Source organism: Cellulomonas sp. Root137 (genome assembly GCF_001426725.1).
Taxonomy (GTDB): Bacteria; Actinomycetota; Actinomycetes; order Actinomycetales; family Cellulomonadaceae; genus Cellulomonas.
Map to the genome: position 1 here is coordinate 34252 of NZ_LMFG01000002.1, position 16152 is coordinate 50403.

At 72.0% G+C, this 16152-nt stretch carries 17 protein-coding genes; 10 read left to right on the forward strand and 7 right to left on the reverse strand.

What is annotated here, in order from left to right:
* Positions 1 to 3: 3 nt before the first annotated feature.
* Positions 4 to 1269 (reverse strand): low temperature requirement protein A, encoded by a 1266-nt coding sequence (locus ASD18_RS12550; protein WP_056092286.1) that lies wholly within the window; start codon positions 1267 to 1269, stop codon positions 4 to 6.
* A 95-nt stretch (positions 1270 to 1364) separates the two neighbouring features.
* Here ASD18_RS12550 and ASD18_RS12555 point away from each other — a divergent pair, with 95 nt between their 5' ends.
* Positions 1365 to 2534 carry an NAD(P)/FAD-dependent oxidoreductase gene (locus tag ASD18_RS12555; protein ID WP_056092290.1) on the forward strand — a complete coding sequence of 390 codons (1170 nt, stop codon included), beginning with the start codon at positions 1365 to 1367 and terminating at the stop codon, positions 2532 to 2534.
* Between the two features lie 35 nt (positions 2535 to 2569).
* Here the strand turns inward: ASD18_RS12555 and ASD18_RS12560 are convergent, their stop codons facing one another.
* Entirely contained in the window at positions 2570 to 2767 is a 198-nt protein-coding gene (locus ASD18_RS12560; protein WP_056092293.1) for a hypothetical protein, read from the reverse strand.
* A 95-nt stretch (positions 2768 to 2862) separates the two neighbouring features.
* Here ASD18_RS12560 and ASD18_RS21350 point away from each other — a divergent pair, with 95 nt between their 5' ends.
* The 4 genes from ASD18_RS21350 (at position 2863) to ASD18_RS12580 (ending at position 6046) form a co-directional block, all read left to right on the forward strand.
* Positions 2863 to 3468, forward strand: coding sequence for a CGNR zinc finger domain-containing protein (locus tag ASD18_RS21350; RefSeq protein ID WP_200938610.1), 606 nt, complete (start codon positions 2863 to 2865; stop codon positions 3466 to 3468).
* A 100-nt stretch (positions 3469 to 3568) separates the two neighbouring features.
* Complete coding sequence (locus ASD18_RS12570; protein WP_200938611.1) at positions 3569 to 4687, forward strand: ABC transporter permease; 1119 nt, start codon at positions 3569 to 3571, stop codon at positions 4685 to 4687.
* Positions 4684 to 5376, forward strand: a complete 693-nt coding sequence (locus ASD18_RS12575; protein WP_056092300.1) for an ABC transporter ATP-binding protein — start codon at positions 4684 to 4686, stop codon at positions 5374 to 5376. The genes ASD18_RS12570 and ASD18_RS12575 overlap by 4 nt, the downstream gene beginning before the upstream one ends.
* A 94-nt stretch (positions 5377 to 5470) precedes the next feature.
* Positions 5471 to 6046, forward strand: a complete 576-nt coding sequence (locus ASD18_RS12580) for a TetR/AcrR family transcriptional regulator (RefSeq protein ID WP_056092303.1) — start codon at positions 5471 to 5473, stop codon at positions 6044 to 6046.
* 4 nt (positions 6047 to 6050) lie between these two features.
* Here ASD18_RS12580 and ASD18_RS12585 read toward each other — a convergent pair whose 3' ends face one another.
* Genes ASD18_RS12585 through ASD18_RS12595 form a run of 3 tightly spaced genes read right to left on the reverse strand, consistent with a single transcriptional unit; the run spans position 6051 to position 8646 of the window.
* Positions 6051 to 7247 carry an acetyl-CoA C-acyltransferase gene (locus tag ASD18_RS12585; RefSeq protein ID WP_056092305.1) on the reverse strand — a complete coding sequence of 399 codons (1197 nt, stop codon included), beginning with the start codon at positions 7245 to 7247 and terminating at the stop codon, positions 6051 to 6053.
* The gene (locus tag ASD18_RS12590; protein ID WP_056092308.1) at positions 7244 to 7885 is read right to left on the reverse strand and encodes a CoA transferase subunit B; all 642 of its coding nucleotides are present in this window, start codon (positions 7883 to 7885) and stop codon (positions 7244 to 7246) included. The genes ASD18_RS12585 and ASD18_RS12590 overlap by 4 nt, the downstream gene beginning before the upstream one ends.
* Positions 7882 to 8646, reverse strand: coding sequence for a CoA transferase subunit A (locus tag ASD18_RS12595; RefSeq protein ID WP_056092311.1), 765 nt, complete (start codon positions 8644 to 8646; stop codon positions 7882 to 7884). The genes ASD18_RS12590 and ASD18_RS12595 overlap by 4 nt, the downstream gene beginning before the upstream one ends.
* A 158-nt stretch (positions 8647 to 8804) precedes the next feature.
* Between ASD18_RS12595 and pdhA the strand changes: the two genes are divergently transcribed.
* From pdhA to ASD18_RS12610, 3 genes are read left to right on the forward strand one after another with little or no spacing between them, the layout of a single operon-like run.
* On the forward strand, positions 8805 to 9926 hold the full coding sequence (pdhA, locus tag ASD18_RS12600) for a pyruvate dehydrogenase (acetyl-transferring) E1 component subunit alpha (RefSeq protein ID WP_056092314.1): 1122 nt from the start codon (positions 8805 to 8807) through the stop codon (positions 9924 to 9926).
* Positions 9926 to 10933 carry an alpha-ketoacid dehydrogenase subunit beta gene (locus ASD18_RS12605; RefSeq protein WP_056092316.1) on the forward strand — a complete coding sequence of 336 codons (1008 nt, stop codon included), beginning with the start codon at positions 9926 to 9928 and terminating at the stop codon, positions 10931 to 10933. Before pdhA ends, ASD18_RS12605 begins: the two co-directional genes overlap by 1 nt.
* Entirely contained in the window at positions 10930 to 12339 is a 1410-nt protein-coding gene (locus ASD18_RS12610; RefSeq protein WP_056093556.1) for a dihydrolipoamide acetyltransferase family protein, read from the forward strand. The genes ASD18_RS12605 and ASD18_RS12610 overlap by 4 nt, the downstream gene beginning before the upstream one ends.
* A gap of 65 nt (positions 12340 to 12404) precedes the next feature.
* Here ASD18_RS12610 and ASD18_RS12615 read toward each other — a convergent pair whose 3' ends face one another.
* Positions 12405 to 13283, reverse strand: a complete 879-nt coding sequence (locus ASD18_RS12615; RefSeq protein ID WP_056092320.1) for an alpha/beta fold hydrolase — start codon at positions 13281 to 13283, stop codon at positions 12405 to 12407.
* A gap of 95 nt (positions 13284 to 13378) precedes the next feature.
* Between ASD18_RS12615 and ASD18_RS12620 the strand changes: the two genes are divergently transcribed.
* A complete protein-coding gene (locus ASD18_RS12620; protein WP_056092323.1) occupies positions 13379 to 13852 on the forward strand; it encodes a MarR family winged helix-turn-helix transcriptional regulator in 474 nt (157 codons plus the stop codon).
* Here the strand turns inward: ASD18_RS12620 and ASD18_RS12625 are convergent.
* Positions 13841 to 14440, reverse strand: coding sequence for a TetR/AcrR family transcriptional regulator (locus tag ASD18_RS12625; protein ID WP_056092326.1), 600 nt, complete (start codon positions 14438 to 14440; stop codon positions 13841 to 13843). The genes ASD18_RS12620 and ASD18_RS12625 overlap by 12 nt on opposite strands.
* Positions 14441 to 14550: 110 nt before the next feature.
* On the opposite strand from ASD18_RS12625, the gene ASD18_RS12630 reads away from it, so the two are divergent.
* Complete coding sequence (locus ASD18_RS12630; protein ID WP_056092329.1) at positions 14551 to 16149, forward strand: carboxyl transferase domain-containing protein; 1599 nt, start codon at positions 14551 to 14553, stop codon at positions 16147 to 16149.
* Positions 16150 to 16152 lie beyond the last annotated feature (3 nt).

The window sequence follows — 16152 nt, forward strand, 5'->3', positions numbered from 1 at the left end:
GCGCTACGCCAGTGCGCGTTCGACGGCTGCGGCCTCGCGGCGGTACCCCACGGTCTCGTAGCCGACCACGACCACCGCCGGCGCGATCGTGACGACGACCAGGCACACCCCGATCGGCGCTCCCGCGGCGGCGAGGCCGATCGCGGCGACCAGTGTGGCGACGCAGCCGGCGACGAGGCCGACCATGACCCGGTCCAGCTCGCGCAGCAGGTAGGTGTGCAGCGCGAGCAGGGTCACGGAGAACACCAGCGCGGGCACGGACACCGACACGATCGCCGCCATCACACCGACCGCCGCGTGCCCGTCGATCACGTCGGCGGCGACGTGCAGGCCCGCACCGATGGCCGCGATGGCACCGAGGATGACGATCTGGCCGTAGCCCCACACGACGGACCGCTCGCGGTGCCGGGCGAGGAGCTCGCCGGACGGCACGATGAAGTACGTCCACCACAGGCCGAACGTGATCCCGACCCCCGCCACCACCACGAGGACGGCCTCCGTGCTCCAGCCCTGGTGGTCCACCAGGGCGGAGACCGCAGCGACGGTGCCGAAGATGCCTTCGCCGAGCGCGATGATCGCGAGGAGCCCGTAGCGCTCGGCGATGTGCAGCGGGTTCCACGGGGTGCCCGACGACCTGCGCTCGGCGATCACCGGGCACGCGGCCTCGAACACGAAGAGCAGGCCGGCGCAGACGAAGAAGGCGAGCGCGGACTGCGGGACGAGCACGAGAGCGATCCATGCGAGCTGCGCGATCCCGACGAGGACGGCGTACGCGAGGGCCGTGCTGCGGCGCAGCGGGTCCTGGACCGCGACGCGCAGCCACTGCGCGATCATGGCGACACGCATGACCACGTAGCCGGCCACGAGCACGCCGTTGTCGACGGTGCCTCCGACCTCCAGGGACTCGAACAGCGCCGGGAGGCCGAGGGTGAGCACGACGACGCCGATCATCTGGACCAGGGTCATGACCCGGAACAGCCAGTCGTCGGTGTCGTAGGCGGACGCGAACCAGGAGAAGTTGACCCAGGCCCAGCAGGTGGCGCCGATGGCGAAGACGAATCCGAGGATGCCCGGAGCCGCGTGCCCGTCGGCGACGAGGTGCGAGAGCTCGTTGGCGGCCTGTCCGAAGGCGACCACGAAGGTGAGGTCGAAGAGGAGCTCCAGCGGGGACGCGGCTCGGTGGTCCGCGCCCGGGTCGCGCCCGGTCATGCGCGCGAGGCGGTGCCCCCTGGCTGTCGCTGGCGGGCTCTCCTCCTGCACGGCACTCATGGTGCCACCGCATCACGCCCGCGGAACCCTTGCCCTCGACCCGTGCGCCCGTCCATCGTGAGGGAAGACCTGCCGGCCCGCCCCACCGGGTCGTCATGACACCGCTGGAGGTGGCGCTCCCGATGGCTCCTCGCCGGATCCTCGTCGTCGGTGCCGGGGTCGGTGGCCTCGCGCTGGCGGCCGGTCTCAGGGACGGCGAGCACCTCGCGGTCCTCGAGCAGTCGACCGAGCTCAGGGCGAGCGGCGGTGCCGTCACCCTCTTCCCGAACGGTCTTGCGGCGCTGGACGCGTTCGGTGTCGACGTGACCGGGACGGGTGCACCCGTGGGGGTGATGCGGATGCACCGCGGCGACGGGACTCCGCTGATGACGATCGATTTCGCCGAGATGGCGCGCCGGACCGGCTACCCGGTCCGCAACATCCTGCGACGGGACCTCCTGCGCCTGCTCGCCGACCAGGTCCCGGCCGGCGTCGTGGAGCTCGGCACCGAGGTCAGCGACGTGGCGCCCCACGAGGAGTCCGCGACGGTGCTGCTGTCCGACGGCTCGTCGCGGGAGGCGGATCTCGTCGTCGGCGCCGACGGCACGTCGTCGGTGGTGCGTCGGTCCGTCCTCTCGGCGCAGCCCGCCCGCACGAGCGGGTGGATGACGGTGCAGTCGCTCGTCCACGGCTCGATGCAGGGCGTCCTCGACGACCGGTCCGGCGCCTCGTACGTGGGGCGCGCCGGGTTCTGCGGCATCATGCCGGTCGGCCCGCAGCTGACGCTCGTCTGGTTCGACGTCCGGGTGCCGGCGGAGGGATGGCGGACCGTCGACGCGGCGTGGCTCCGGGAGATGTTCCGGGACTACGCCCGGCCTGTGACCGACGTCCTCGGTCGGATCGAGACGGTGGACCCTTTCGCGCACCGCACCCACGAGGTGCCGGACACGTGGGGACGCGGACCGACGACTCTCCTGGGAGATGCCGCCCACGCCGTGCCACCGACAGCGGGGCAGGGCGCGAACCAGGCGTTGGACGACGCCTGGGCCCTGCGCGAGGCGCTGCGCTCGGACGGGGACGCCGTCCGTGCCGTGCGCCGGTACGAGAGCCATCGCGTGCCCAGGGTGCGGCGGATGTCCCAGGTGGCCGCCGCCGAGCGCCCGAACCAGGTGCCCGGCGCCGCGACCGGGTTCGTGATGCGGCACGTCCCCGCCCGCATGGCCGGCATCGGGCACACGGCGCTCGTGCGCCGGTGGAGCAGCGTGCTGTCGGGGTCGCGGCCCTGAGCGACGTGACGGGCCGGTCGTTCGGTTCAGCTGCGTCAGTGGGCGATCAGCCGCGGGCGGGGACCGGGGTCGAGCAGCTCCGCGGCTCTCCGGAGTGCTCGTGCGACGAGGACTCGCATGCTGGTGCCGCGGCGCTGCCTCACCTGGTCCGCCACCACCGGGGCGTCCGGCATCGCCGAGTGCTGCAGGTTCCACGTGGCCCGTGCTCCGATGTACGCCAATCCGTCGATCATGATGACCTCCGCTACCAGTGAACGGTGTTATACCGGTAGCCTACGCGTGCGCTACCATCAAAACAAGGTATGCAAGTAGCAGAATGGAGACGTCGGTGGACGATCGACAGACGCCCCCCGAGCTGGTCGCTGGGGCACTGTGCCTGGACGTCGCGAACTCGGTGGACGGCCGGGTGCTGGAGGTCCCGCTGGACTACTTCACGACCTACGCCGACGTCGTCGACTGGGTGTCGCGGGCCGGCGGCCTGTCGGCGGTGGAGGCGACGGCGCTCCTGGCCCGCGCCGACGCCGAGCCCGAGGCGGCCGCGGAGGAGCTCGCGCGCACCCGGGCTCTTCGTGAGGCCGTGTTCGATCTCTTCCACGGGCGAGCCACGGGGGGCGCACCTGACCCGACGGCGGTCCAGCAGGCATACACCGAGGCGCTCCGGCACGGCAGGCTCGAGCCCGGTGAGGCCGGCCTCCGGTGGACGTGGGAGCTCGATCTGCGGCTGCCACGCTGGCGGGTCGCGCAGTCGGCGATCGAGCTCGCGACGAGCCGCTCGCTCGACCGCGTGAAGGCGTGCGCGTCCCAGGATGGCTGTCAGTACCTGTTCGTCGACACGTCGAAGAACGGCAGCCGCCGGTGGTGCAGCATGACGGACTGCGGCAACCAGGCGAAGTCGCGGCGGCTCACGGAACGTCGACGCGCGAGCCGGGTCTGACCGGGGGGCGGTTCGACGGTGCGACTCTTCCCGACACGGTGTGGATAAGATAACGACACCGTGTCGGGAAGACTCGGTCGTCCTGTCTGAGAGGTCCACTGTGTTTCTTGCGCTACGTGAGCTCGCGTTCGCGCGCGTCCGGTTCGGCCTGATGGCCGCGGTCGTCGCGCTCATCTCGGTGCTGATGGTCATGCTGTCCGGCCTGTCGTCCGGCCTCGTCGTCGACGGCGTCTCCGGCCTCATGCGCAGCCCCATCCAGTCCGTGGCATTCGCCGACGGCGTCAAGACCGACTCCGCCTTCACCCGCTCCGAGGTGACGACCGCGCAGCGTGACGCGTGGGCGGCGCAGGACGACGTCGCGGACGCGGAGCTGCTCGGCACGGCGATCGTCAACGGCAAGAACGAGGACGGCACGGCGATCGACCTCACGCTGTTCGGCGTCGAGCCGGACGGGTTCGTCGCACCGGAGGCCAGCGAGGGTCGGGAGCTCGTCGGCGAGGGCGAGATCGTGGTCAGCGCGTCCGCCAAGGACGAGGGCGTCGAGCTGGGTGATGTCGTGACCCTCGACCGGCTGGGCACCCAGCTCGAGGTGGTCGGGTTCACCGCCGACCAGCGGACGTTCGGGCACGTCGACATCGCGTTCCTGCCGCTGCGCACCTGGCAGGAGGTGCACGCCGGGGTCCTGCCGGGCGAGGTGCCTGAGCCTGAGGCCTACGACGTCGCGAGCGTGGTCGCGCTGCGCGGGATCGACGGCGCACCGGCGGAGACGTCGGTCGCGGGGACGTCGGCGCGCTCGCTCGAGGAGACCTTCGACTCCTCGCCCGGCTACAGCGCCGAGCTGATGACCATGCAGCTCATCCAGGTGTTCCTGTACGCCATCGCGGCGCTGGTCGTCGGTGCGTTCTTCACGCTCTGGACCGTCCAGCGCACCCGTGAGCTCGCTGTCATGCGAGCCATCGGTGCCTCGACGCGGTTCCTGCTCACCGACGGCGTCCTGCAGGCCGCGATCATGCTCGTCGGCTCCGTCGCCGTGGGTGTCGGCATCGGCCTCGGGTTCGGGGCGCTGCTCGAGGGCACCGGCATGCCGTTCGCCCTGGAGCTCGGCCCGATCCTCGGCGGAGCGGGGCTGCTGCTCGCTCTCGGCCTGATCGGCGCCGCCGTCGCCACCGCCCGTATCGCCTCCGTCGACCCCGTCACCGCGCTGGGAGAGAACCGATGACCACGACCACCACCACCCGGGTCGGCACAGGCCTGAGCCTGTCCGGCGTCACCCTGACCTTCGGCGACGGCGACGACCAGGTCGCCGCGCTGGACTGCGTCGACCTCGCGGTGTCGCCCGGCGAGCTGGTCGCGGTCGTCGGGCCCTCCGGCGCCGGCAAGTCGAGCCTCCTCGCCGTCGCGGGCGGGCTCACCCAGCCCACGGCCGGCTCGGTCGTGGTCGACGGGATCGAGCTGACCGAGCTGTCGTCACGCGCGCTGGCGACGTTCCGCCGCGACCACGTCGGCTTCGTGTTCCAGTCGGGCAACCTCGTCCCCGCGCTCACGGCGATCGACCAGCTTCGCCTCGTCGAGAAGATCACCGGTCGACGAGCCGCCACGCCCCCGGAGGCTCTGCTCGACGCGGTCGGGATGGCCGGGCACGCCGACCGGCGCCCGGGGCGGCTGTCCGGGGGAGAGCGGCAGCGCGTCGGCATCGCGCGGGCGCTCGTGACATCGCCGTCGGTGCTGCTGGTCGACGAGCCGACCGCGGCGCTCGACCGTCGGCGCAGCCACGAGATCGTCGAGCTGCTCGCCCGCGAGACGCACGCGTTCTCCGTGGCCACCGTGATGGTCACGCACGACCACGACGTGCTGAAGCACTGCGACCGCGTGCTGGAGATGGTGGACGGGAAGCTCCGGGCACTCTGAGGCACCCCCGCAGGTACGGCTGGGGCAGTGCCCGTGCCGTACCTGCGGGGGCATCGAAATAGGCTGTCGTCGCCCCCGCCAGAGGAAGGACGCCATGCCCCGGATCGACGCTCCCACCGTCGCTGAGCACCGCGCCGGGCGCGAGCGTGCGCTGATCGCCGCCGCCCACACCCTGCTGATGGCGGAGCCCGACCGCATCCCCACCCTCGCGGAGGTCGGGGAGCTCACCGGCCTGTCCCGGTCGAGCGTCTACCAGTACTACACGTCGCGCGAGGACCTCCTGTCCGCCGTCGTCAGCGAGGCCTTCCCGCGCTGGCAGGAGCGCCTGGACACCGCGATCGCCGCGGCGGCCGACCCGCGTGGCCGCATCCTCGCGTTCGTCCGTGCCAACCTCGAGCTGGTGGCGGACGGTGAGCACGCCCTCGCGCGCACGCTCGCGCTCGTCGCCCCGTCGGAGGACCTGGCGCGCCGGTCGCGCGAGTTCCACGACCGGCTGCTGGTGCCCATCGTCGAGGCACTCACCGAGCTCGGCGTCCCCGACCCGGAGACCACGAGCGAGCTGGTCAACGCGCTGGTGCACGCCGCCTCGCGCCGCGTCGAGCAGAACGGTGACCTCGAGCGCGCCTACGCCGCCACGGAGGCGCTGCTCGAGCCGTACCTGCGCGGATAGGTCGTCAGGTGGGGTCCCGCCACAGCAGCAGCGCTTCTCCCTGTCCACCGCCCCCGCACAGGGCCACGCCGGCCCGGCCGGATCCGCGACGTGCCAGCTCGCTCGCCGCGTGACCCGCCAACCGCGCCCCGGACGCCCCGATCGGGTGCCCGAGCGCGATCGCGCCGCCGTGGATGTTCGTCTGCTCCAGCGGGTACGACAGGTCGCGGAGCGACTGCACCACGACCGACCCGAAGGCCTCGTTGATCTCCAGGAGGTCGATAGCCGACAGGTCCCAGCCGGCACGTGCCAGTGCAGCCGTGATCGCCGCCGACGGCTGCGAGTGCAGCGAGTTGTCCGGCCCCGCCACCTGCCCGGACGCGCCGACGGTCGCCAGCCACGACAGCCCGCGCTCCTCGACGACCTCCCGGGCGGCGACCACCACGGCCGCGGCTCCGTCGGTCAGGGGAGAGGCGTTGCCGGCGGTGATCGTCCCGTCGGCCGAGAACGCCGGCCGCAGCGCTGCCAGAGACTCCAGTGACGTCTCGGGCCGAAGACCCTCGTCCACCGACACGACCACAGGGGCGCCGCGCCGCTGCGGCACCTCCACCGGCTCGATCTCCTCCGCGAACACGCCGGAGGACGCGGCCTCGGACGCGCGCCGGTGGCTCTCCACGGCCACGAGGTCCTGCGCCTCCCGGGGGATCGCCAGCGTCGTGTTCCCGCGCTCGGTCGACGACCCCATCGACTCCCGGTCGAACGCGTCGGTCAGCCCGTCGAACGCCAGGGAGTCGACGGCCTGGATGTCGCCGTAGGTCCACCCGCGACGCGACCCCGGCAGCAGGTGCGGCGCCTGACTCATCGACTCCTGCCCACCGGCGACCACGATCGACGCCTCACCGAGCCGGATCATGCGCGCGGCGTCGATGATCGCGGTCAGCCCGCTGAGGCAGACCTTGTTGAGCGTCATCGCCGGCACGGTCCAGGGGATGCCGGCCTTCACGGCCGCCTGCCGTGCGGGGTTCTGGCCCGCACCGGCCTGCACGACCTGGCCCATCAGCACCTGGTCCACCGACGCCGGGTCGATGCCCGCCCGGGAGAGGGCGCCACGGAGGGCGACGGCTCCCAGGGATGCGGCGGACAGCGACGACAGGGCGCCGTTCAGCCGCGCCATCGGCGTCCGCGCGAACGACACGATCACGACCTCGCGGTCAGCAGTCATGAGAGCACCACCTTCAACGGCACCAGGGGAGTTGCGGCGAGGACCTCGTCGACGGATACGCCCGGCGCACACTCCCGCAGCACGAGTCCGTCGGGCGTCACATCCAGCACCGCCAGGTCGGTGATGATCCGATCCACCACCCCGACCCCGGTCAGCGGCAGCGTGCACTCGGGCAGGATCTTCGCCGACCCGTCCCGCGCCACGTGCTCCATGAGCACGACGATCCGCCGCGCCCCGTGCACGAGGTCCATCGCGCCGCCCATGCCCTTGACCATCTTCCCGGGGATCATCCAGTTGGCGATGTCCCCGGACGACGACACCTGCATCGCCCCGAGGATCGCGACGTCGACCTTCCCGCCGCGGATCATCGCGAAGGACGTCGCCGAGTCGAAGTACGACGCCCCCGGGGCGATCGTGATCGTCTCCTTGCCGGCGTTGATGAGATCGGGGTCGACGTCGTCGTCGGAGGGGTACGGCCCCACCCCGAGCACCCCGTTCTCCGACTGCAGGACGACCGACACCCCCGCCGGGACATACCCCGGCACCAGCGTCGGCAGCCCGATCCCGAGGTTCACGTAGGACCCGTCGGCCAGCTCCAGGGCGGCCCGCGCGGCCATCTGCTCCCGCGTCAGACTCATGAGACCGTCCTCCGCTCGATCCGCTTGTCCTCGGCCTCGGCGGGTGAAAGTGGGACGACCCGGTCCACGAAGATCCCCGGCAGGTGGATCGCATCGGGGTCCAGAGACCCCACCGGAACAAGCTCCTCGACCTCCGCGATCGTCACCGCGCCCGCCGTCGCGCACAGCGGGTTGAAGTTCCGCGCGGACGCGTGGAACACCAGGTTCCCCTGCCGATCTCCGACGGCGGCCCGCACCAGGGCGTAGTCCGCAGTGATCGCCTCTTCCCGCACGAACTCGTGCGACACCCCTCGTACCGAGAACGTCTCGACCGGCTTGGGAGGCGACGACACCAGGACCGATCCGTCCGGGGAGTACCGCCACGGCAGCCCGCCGGAGGCCACCAACGTGCCCACCCCGGTCCGCGTGTAGAACGCCGCGATCCCGCTCCCACCTGCACGAAGACGCTCCGCGAGCGTGCCCTGCGGGGTCAGCTCCACCTCGAGCTCCCCGGCCAGGTACTGCCGGGCGAACTCCTTGTTCTCACCCACGTACGAGGCGATGATCCGCCGGATGCGACCCGCCTGCAGCAGCAGCCCGAGCCCCCAGTCGTCCACACCGCAGTTGTTGCTCACCACCTCCAGGTCCTGGACGCCGGAGTCGAGCAGAGCGTGGATCAGCACGCTCGGGATACCGCACAAGCCGAACCCACCGACCGCGAGGGTCGCCCCGTCGGGGATGTCGGCTACCGCCTCGACGGCGGACTGGACGACCTTGTCCATTCTTGCCTCCTGTCGACGACGACATTGTGCGCCGACCGGTCGACACTCGCGCTAGCCCATGGGCACAAGGTCCCTTGCGGACTTACCCTGGCGGGACATCAGGCAATGGGGCCTAGCTTCACAAGAGCGACGGTTCCGCCACCACAACGGAGCGAAACATGTTGCGTGCAGATGTGTCACCCAGCCGTGCCCTGCCCACCCATCAGCAGGCGGAAGCACTGCAGCTGGTGACCCCCGACGGCGTCCGTCGGCCGGATCCCGAGTATGACCCGTGGATCGCCGACGTCGACGACGAGCAGCTCGAAGCCCTGTACGAGGACATGGTCGTCGTGCGCCGCTTCGACACCGAGGCCGTCGCGCTCCAGCGGCAGGGACAGCTCGGGCTGTGGCCGCCGCTCCTCGGTCAGGAGGCCGCGCAGATCGGCTCCGCCCGCGCGCTGCGCAGCGACGACTTCGTGTTCAGCAGCTACCGCGAGAACGGCGTCGCGTACTGCCGGGGCGCCCAGCCGACCGACCTCATGCGCGTCTGGCGGGGGACCGCGCTCGCGGGCTGGGACCCGCGGGCGATCGGGATGGCCACGCCGCAGGTGATGATCGGCTCGCAGACCCTGCACGCCACCGGGTACGCGCTCGGCTGCGTGAAGGACGGCGTCGACTCGGTGGCGGTCGCGTACTTCGGCGACGGTGCCACCAGCAAGGGCGACGTGCACGAGGCGATGGTCTTCGCCGCGACCTTCACGGCCCCGGTGATCTTCTTCTGCCAGAACAACCAGTGGGCGATCTCCGAGCCGGTGGGCCTGCAGGCGCAGCGCCCGATCGCGGACCGCGCGGCCGGCTACGGCATCCCCGGCATCCGGGTGGACGGCAACGACGTCCTCGCGGTGATGGCCGCCACGCGGTCGGCCCTGGACCGGGCTCGGCGCGGCGACGGCCCCACGTTCATCGAGGCGGTCACCTACCGGATGGGTCCGCACACCACGTCCGACGACCCCACCCGGTACGTGAACCCCGAGGACAAGGCGCTCTGGGCCGCCAAGGACCCGATCGTCCGGCTCGAACACCTGCTGCACGCGCGCGACGCACTCTCCGAGGAGCGCATCTCGCAGGTCAAGGAGAAGGCCGAGACGTTCGCCGCGGCCATGCGCAGCGGCTGCTACGGGCTGCCGGTCCCGGAGCCGCTGAGCGTCTTCGAGGACGTGTTCGTCGAGCCGTCGCCCGCGCTCGAACGGCAGCGCAGCCAGTACGCCGCCTACCTCGCCATGTTCGACGAGGAGGCGTGATGACCACGATGACCCTGGCCGCGGCCCTGAACTCCGGCCTGCGGCACGCGCTCGACGACGACCCGACGGTGGTGCTCCTCGGCGAGGACATCGGCACCCTCGGGGGAGTGTTCCGGGTGACCGACGGGCTCCAGCGCGACTTCGGCGCCGACCGCGTCATGGACACACCGTTGGCCGAGTCCGGGATCATGGGCGTCGCGGTCGGCCTGGCGTACCGGGGGTACCGACCGGTCGTGGAGATCCAGTTCGACGGGTTCGTCTACCCGGCGGTCGACCAGCTGGTCACCCAGGTGGCGCGGATCCACTACCGGACCGGGGGCGCGGTCCGCATGCCGATCACCGTCCGGATCCCGTACGGCGGTGGCATCGGGGCGGTCGAGCACCACTCCGAGTCACCCGAGGCCTACTTCGCCCACACGCCGGGCCTGCGCGTGGTCACCTGCGCGAGCCCGCAGGACGCGCACACGATGATCCGCCAGGCGATCGCGTGCGACGACCCCGTGGTGTTCTTCGAGCCGAAGCGGCGGTACTGGGTCAAGGGCGAGGTCGACGAGTCGTTCGACGACGTCCCGCTGCTGGACCGCGCACGCGTGGTCGTCGAGGGCACGGACGTCACGCTCGCCACCTACGGCCCGCTGGTCATCACCGCGCGGGACGCCGCCCTAGCCGCGCAGGACGACGGGCTGTCGGTCGAGGTGGTGGACCTGCGGTCGCTGTCGCCGATCGACGTCGACACGCTCGAGGCGTCCGTGCGCAAGACCGGCCGGCTCGTCGTGACGCACGAGGCCCAGGCCAGCGGCGGTCTGGGCGCCGAGATCATCGCGAGCATCACGGACCGCTGCTTCGACGTCCTCAGGTCCGCACCGGTACGCGTCACCGGGTTCGACACCCCGTACCCCGCCGCGAAGCTCGAGGAGCACTTCCTGCCCGACCTCGACCGGATCCTCGACGCCGTCGACCGCGTGATGGGCAGACAGCACTCGCTGACCGGATGGAGGGCGTCATGACCACGATCCAGACGGTCACGCTGCCCGACCTGGGCGAGGGTCTCACCGAGTCCGACCTGGTGGAGTGGACTGTCGCCGTGGGTGACACCGTCGAGCTGAACCAGGTGGTCGCCGAGGTGGAGACCGCGAAGGCGCTGGTCCAGCTGCCGTCGCCGTACGCCGGCGTGGTCGCCGAGCTGCTCGTCGAGCCCGGAGCCACCGTGCCCGTGGGGACCGCGCTGCTGACGATCGCGGTGGAGGTTCCGGCCGATGCCACGGCTCCGGCCGATGCCACGGCTCCGACGTCGCCCGCTGTCGAGCCGGCCGCGGAGGGCGAACCCGCCGCGCCCGAGCGGACCGCCGTGCTCGTCGGGTACGGGCCGCTGGTCGAGGGGTCGTCGCGACCCCGCCGCCGGTCGAAGTCGGAGGACTGGACCGCGGCGCACGCGGTCGCCGACGAGGTCGGTCTGGCCCTCGCGGGCGGTCGCATCGGGCCCAAGGTGCTCCCCCCGGTGCGCAAGCTCGCGCACGACCTCGGGGTCGACCTGAACAAGATGGAGGGCTCGGGCAAGGACGGGATGATCACGCGGGAGGACGTCCTGCGGGCGGTGTCCGGTGTGGACGTCTCCCCGGCGGCACGCCGGCCCGACGCGTTGTCCGCCGCGCACCGGCCCGGCCTCGCGCGGCCCGTCGAGACCGTGCCGACGCCCAGCCCGCCCGAGTCGGCGCGCGAGGTGCGGACCCCGATCGCGGGGGTGCGCAAGCAGACGGCCGCTGCGATGGTGGCCAGCGCGTTCACGGCTCCGCACGCGTCGACGTCGCTGACGATCGACGTCACCCCCACCCTCGACCTGCTCGACGAGCTCAAGCACGACCGCGCGCTGGAGGGCCACCGGATCTCGATCCTCACGCTCGTCGCCAAGGCCGTGACGATCGCGCTCGGTCGCAACCCGTCGCTCAACGCGCACTGGGACGAGGCCGCGGGGGAGATCGTCCAGTTCGGCTACGTCAACCTCGGCATCGCTGCGGCGACCCCGCGCGGGCTGCTCGTGCCGAGCATCAAGGACGCGGACCGCCTGCGGCTGCCGGACCTCGCGGACGCGATCGGGGCGCTGACCGAGAGCGCACGGGCGGGGACGTCGACGCCCGCGGACCTGGCCGGGGGGACGATCACGATCACCAACATCGGGGTCTTCGGCGTGGACACCGGCACGCCGATCCTGGTGCCGGGGCAGGCGGCGATCCTGGCCATGGGCGCGATCCGACGCCGGCCGTGGGAGTTCCAGGACCAGCTCGCGCTGCGCAGCGTGATGACGCTCAGCCTGTCGTTCGACCACCGGCTGGTGGACGGAGCGGAGGCCGCGCGGTTCCTGGCCGACGTGGGCACGATCCTCGCGCGGCCCGGCTCCGTCGTGAGCATGGTCTAGCGGGGCGCGACGACCGCCGGCACCGCCGTCGTGCGGTGCCGGCCTCCGACCCTGGGGCGGCGCGGTCAGGAGTCGAGGCTGCGGTAGAAGCCGAGGAGCGCGTGGGCCAGCTCCTCGGGAGCCTCCATGGCGACGAAGTGGCCGATCCCCTCGATGGTCGCGGTGGTGACGTCGGCGGCGACCGCGTGCATCGTCCCGCTGGTGAACGGCCCGCTGCCGGCGTCGACCGCCAGGACGGGCATCGTCAGCCTGTGCTCGGTGGCGAGCCGCGTGATCTCGGCGCCCTCCGTGAGCACGGAACCGTAGATGCCGGTGGTCCCGCGAAGGCCCTCGGGGCGCGAGTACACCCGCGTGAACTCCTCGACGTCCTCGTCGCTGAGGGCGCCCGGGGTGCCGTTCATGGCGGGGAAGGCGAATCCGGTGAGGAACTCGCGCTCCCGCCCCGCGAGCAGCATCTCGGGGATGCCCGGAGCCCCGAGGAACCCGACGTGCCACGCCCCGCCGTGCGCCACGTCGGCGAGCAGCTCCAGCCCGAACCCCGGCAGCGCCGCCTCGATGGCGGTGTAGCTGCGCAGGAGGTCGGGGTGCTGGGCGGCCAGGCGGAAGGTGGGGGTCCCGCTGATGTCCTGGCCGGTGAGGTGGACGGGGCCGAGGTCGAGGTGGGCGATCAGCCCGCGCAGGCTGTCGGCGAACGTCGAGCTCGTGTACTCGCCGGGATCGGTGCCGGAGTCGCCGAACCCCGGCAGGTCGACGGCGATGACGCGGTGCTCGGCAGCGAGCAACGGGATGAGCTTGTGGAACGCCCACCACGACTCGGGGAACCCGTGCACGAGCAGGACCGGCGTCCCGGTGGCGCCGGCGGTGACGTAGTGCAGCTCGGTGCCGTCGAGGGTGACGCGGTGGTGCGTGACCTCGGGGATCGAGGCGGCGGTCGTGACGGTCATGGTGTCGCTCCTTCGGAGGTTTTGGACAACCAGGTTGTGACAAGTGTAGAAACATGGTTGTCGATACGTCAACCAGGTTGTCGTAACATGGCGCCATGACGCGTTCCGGTGCTGACCTCGCGCTCCTTCTGCTGGGGGGCTTCCGCGCGCTCGCCGACGCGGGGAGCGCCGAGCTGGCCGACCGCGGCTACGACAAGATCCGGCCCATCCACGACTTCGCCCTGCGCTCGATCCTCGCCGGGGCTGACACCACCGCCGAGCTCGCGCGGGAGCTGGGCATCTCGAAGCAGGCCGTGATCAAGACCGTCGGCTTCCTCGAGGCGGAGGGCTACGTGGCCGTCGAGGCCGACGCGCGCGACGGCCGCCGCCGGCTCTACTCGCTGACCCACCGGGGGCGCGGGCTGCTGCGCACGGGGGAGCAGGTGTTCAACGAGCTCCGCGACGCGTGGGCGCAGCGCATCGGCGCCGACCAGCTGGAGGCGGTCGGGGACGCGCTCGCCGACCTCGGCGTCCGAGCCCCGGCCCACCTCGACGCCGCGGGCTGGTTCAGCGGTTCGTCAGCCGAGTGACGGCCGCAGGGCGGCCAGCGCCATCTGCTCCAGCACGGCCCGCGTGCGGGCCGCCGTCACCGCGCGCGCGCTGTGCGGGGTCGAGTTGAGCAGTCCGAACGTGGCCTGGGCGCGCAGGCGGAGCTCGGCGCGCTCGGTGGACGGGCTGAGCCGGGCGAGCACGTCCACCCACAGGTCGATGTAGCGACGCTGCAGGTCACGGACCGATTGGCGGTCCTGCGGGGACAGCGCCGCAAGGCTGCGGTCCTGCACCCGGATGACGTCGGGATCCCGCAGGGCGAACTCGACGTGGAACCGGACGAGTGCGCGCAGCGCGGCCGGTGCGTCGTCGCCCGACGCGCCCACGACCGCCTGACCGCCGTCGAGCAGACCCTCACTGGCCCCCACCAGGAGCGCGGCGAGCACGGCCTGCTTGCTGGGGAAGTGGCGGTAGACGGCCGGCCCGCTGACGCCGACCGACGAGCCCAGGTCCTCGATCGACACCCCGTCGAACCCGTGGCTGGCGAACAGCCGGGCCGCCTCGGACAGCAGGGCGTCACGGCGCTCGGCCTTCGCGCGGACGCGGGCGGTGGTCGGGGCCTCACTCATGTGGTGCGAGCTCCTCGATGGACAACGGGGTGATCGAACACTAGCCTCATTTCAGTTAGCGATCACTAACTCAGTTCGTCTCTCCCACCACCCCCGTGGAGACAGCGTCGATGGAGATGCTCAGCACGACGGCGGACCCCGCCGCGGACTCGTTCGTCGCGAACGACCGGTCGCAGCGCGCCCTCGTCGGCGAGCTGCGGGACCGGCTCCGCACCGCGGCCGAGGGCGGCCCCCTGCGCTCGCGGGAGCGGCACGTGGCCCGCGGCAAGCTGCTGCCGCGCGAGCGGATCGACGTCCTGCTCGACGACGGCAGCCCGTTCCTCGAGGTCGCACCGCTGGCCGCGCACGAGCTCTACGGCGGCGAGGCGCCCGGCGCGGGGGTGATCGCGGGGATCGGCCTGGTGCACGGCCGGCACGTCATGGTCCTGTCCAACGACGCGACCGTGAAGGGCGGCACCTACTACCCGCTCACGGTGAAGAAGCACCTGCGCGCGCAGGAGATCGCGCTCGAGAACCGGCTGCCGTGCATCTACCTGGTCGACTCCGGCGGCGCGTTCCTGCCGATGCAGGACGAGGTGTTCCCGGACCGCGACCACTTCGGCCGGATCTTCTACAACCAGGCCCGGATGTCCGCCGAGGGGATCCCGCAGGTCGCGTGCGTGATGGGCTCCTGCACGGCGGGCGGTGCCTACGTGCCCGCGATGAGCGACGAGACCGTGATCGTGCGCGGCCAGGGCACGATCTTCCTGGGCGGCCCGCCGCTGGTGAAGGCGGCGACCGGTGAGGTGGTCACGGCCGAGGACCTGGGCGGCGGGGAGCTGCACTCGCGGACGTCGGGTGTCACCGACCATCTGGCCGAGAACGATGCGCACGCGCTGCAGATCGTGCGGGACATCGTCGCCACCCTTCCCGCCCCACGACAGACCGCGTGGGACGTGCAGGAGAGCCGGCCGCCGAAGGTCGACGAGGGTCAGCTGTACGGCGTCGTGCCCACGGACCTGCAGACCGCGTACGACGTGCACGAGGTGATCGCGCGGCTGGTCGACGGCAGCGAGCTGCACGAGTTCAAGCGGGAGTACGGCACCACGCTGGTCACCGGGTTCGCGCGGCTGCACGGGCACCCGGTGGGGATCGTCGCCAACAACGGGGTCCTGTTCAGCGAGTCGGCGGTCAAGGGAGCCCACTTCATCGAGCTCTGCGACCAGCGGGGGATCCCGCTCGTGTTCCTGCAGAACATCTCCGGCTTCATGGTCGGCCGCGACTACGAGGCCGGCGGGATCGCGAAGCACGGCGCCAAGATGGTGACCGCCGTCGCCACCACCCGGGTGCCCAAGCTGACCGTGGTGATCGGCGGCTCGTTCGGGGCCGGCAACTACTCCATGTGCGGGCGGGCGTACGGTCCGCGGTTCCTCTGGATGTGGCCCGCCGGCCGGATCTCGGTGATGGGCGGCGCGCAGGCGTCGTCGGTGCTGGCGACCGTCCGCCGCGAGCAGCTGGGTGACCAGTGGTCCGCCGAGGACGAGGAGGCGTTCAAGGCTCCGCTGCGGGAGCAGTACGAGACGCAGGGGAGCCCGTACTACTCGACCGCGCGGCTGTGGGACGACGGGATCATCGATCCCGCGGACACCCGGCGGATGCTCGGCATGGCCCTCGACGTGTGCGCCGGCGTCCCCCTCGGAGAGCCCCGCTTCGGGCTCTTCCGGATGTGAGCG

What these genes read in the sequence shown, in the direction of transcription:
- ASD18_RS12550 (WP_056092286.1), bottom strand. Translation starts at nt 1,269, where the DNA reads ATGAGTGCCGTGCAGGAGGAGAGCCCGCCAGCGACAGCCAGGGGGCAC.
- ASD18_RS12555 (WP_056092290.1), top strand. Translation starts at nt 1,365, where the DNA reads ATGACACCGCTGGAGGTGGCGCTCCCGATGGCTCCTCGCCGGATCCTC.
- ASD18_RS12560 (WP_056092293.1), bottom strand. Translation starts at nt 2,767, where the DNA reads ATGATCGACGGATTGGCGTACATCGGAGCACGGGCCACGTGGAACCTG.
- ASD18_RS12575 (WP_056092300.1), top strand. Translation starts at nt 4,684, where the DNA reads ATGACCACGACCACCACCACCCGGGTCGGCACAGGCCTGAGCCTGTCC.
- ASD18_RS12580 (WP_056092303.1), top strand. Translation starts at nt 5,471, where the DNA reads ATGCCCCGGATCGACGCTCCCACCGTCGCTGAGCACCGCGCCGGGCGC.
- ASD18_RS12585 (WP_056092305.1), bottom strand. Translation starts at nt 7,247, where the DNA reads ATGACTGCTGACCGCGAGGTCGTGATCGTGTCGTTCGCGCGGACGCCG.
- ASD18_RS12590 (WP_056092308.1), bottom strand. Translation starts at nt 7,885, where the DNA reads ATGAGTCTGACGCGGGAGCAGATGGCCGCGCGGGCCGCCCTGGAGCTG.
- ASD18_RS12595 (WP_056092311.1), bottom strand. Translation starts at nt 8,646, where the DNA reads ATGGACAAGGTCGTCCAGTCCGCCGTCGAGGCGGTAGCCGACATCCCC.
- pdhA (WP_056092314.1), top strand. Translation starts at nt 8,805, where the DNA reads ATGTTGCGTGCAGATGTGTCACCCAGCCGTGCCCTGCCCACCCATCAG.
- ASD18_RS12605 (WP_056092316.1), top strand. Translation starts at nt 9,926, where the DNA reads ATGACCACGATGACCCTGGCCGCGGCCCTGAACTCCGGCCTGCGGCAC.
- ASD18_RS12610 (WP_056093556.1), top strand. Translation starts at nt 10,930, where the DNA reads ATGACCACGATCCAGACGGTCACGCTGCCCGACCTGGGCGAGGGTCTC.
- ASD18_RS12615 (WP_056092320.1), bottom strand. Translation starts at nt 13,283, where the DNA reads ATGACCGTCACGACCGCCGCCTCGATCCCCGAGGTCACGCACCACCGC.
- ASD18_RS12620 (WP_056092323.1), top strand. Translation starts at nt 13,379, where the DNA reads ATGACGCGTTCCGGTGCTGACCTCGCGCTCCTTCTGCTGGGGGGCTTC.
- ASD18_RS12625 (WP_056092326.1), bottom strand. Translation starts at nt 14,440, where the DNA reads ATGAGTGAGGCCCCGACCACCGCCCGCGTCCGCGCGAAGGCCGAGCGC.
- ASD18_RS12630 (WP_056092329.1), top strand. Translation starts at nt 14,551, where the DNA reads ATGGAGATGCTCAGCACGACGGCGGACCCCGCCGCGGACTCGTTCGTC.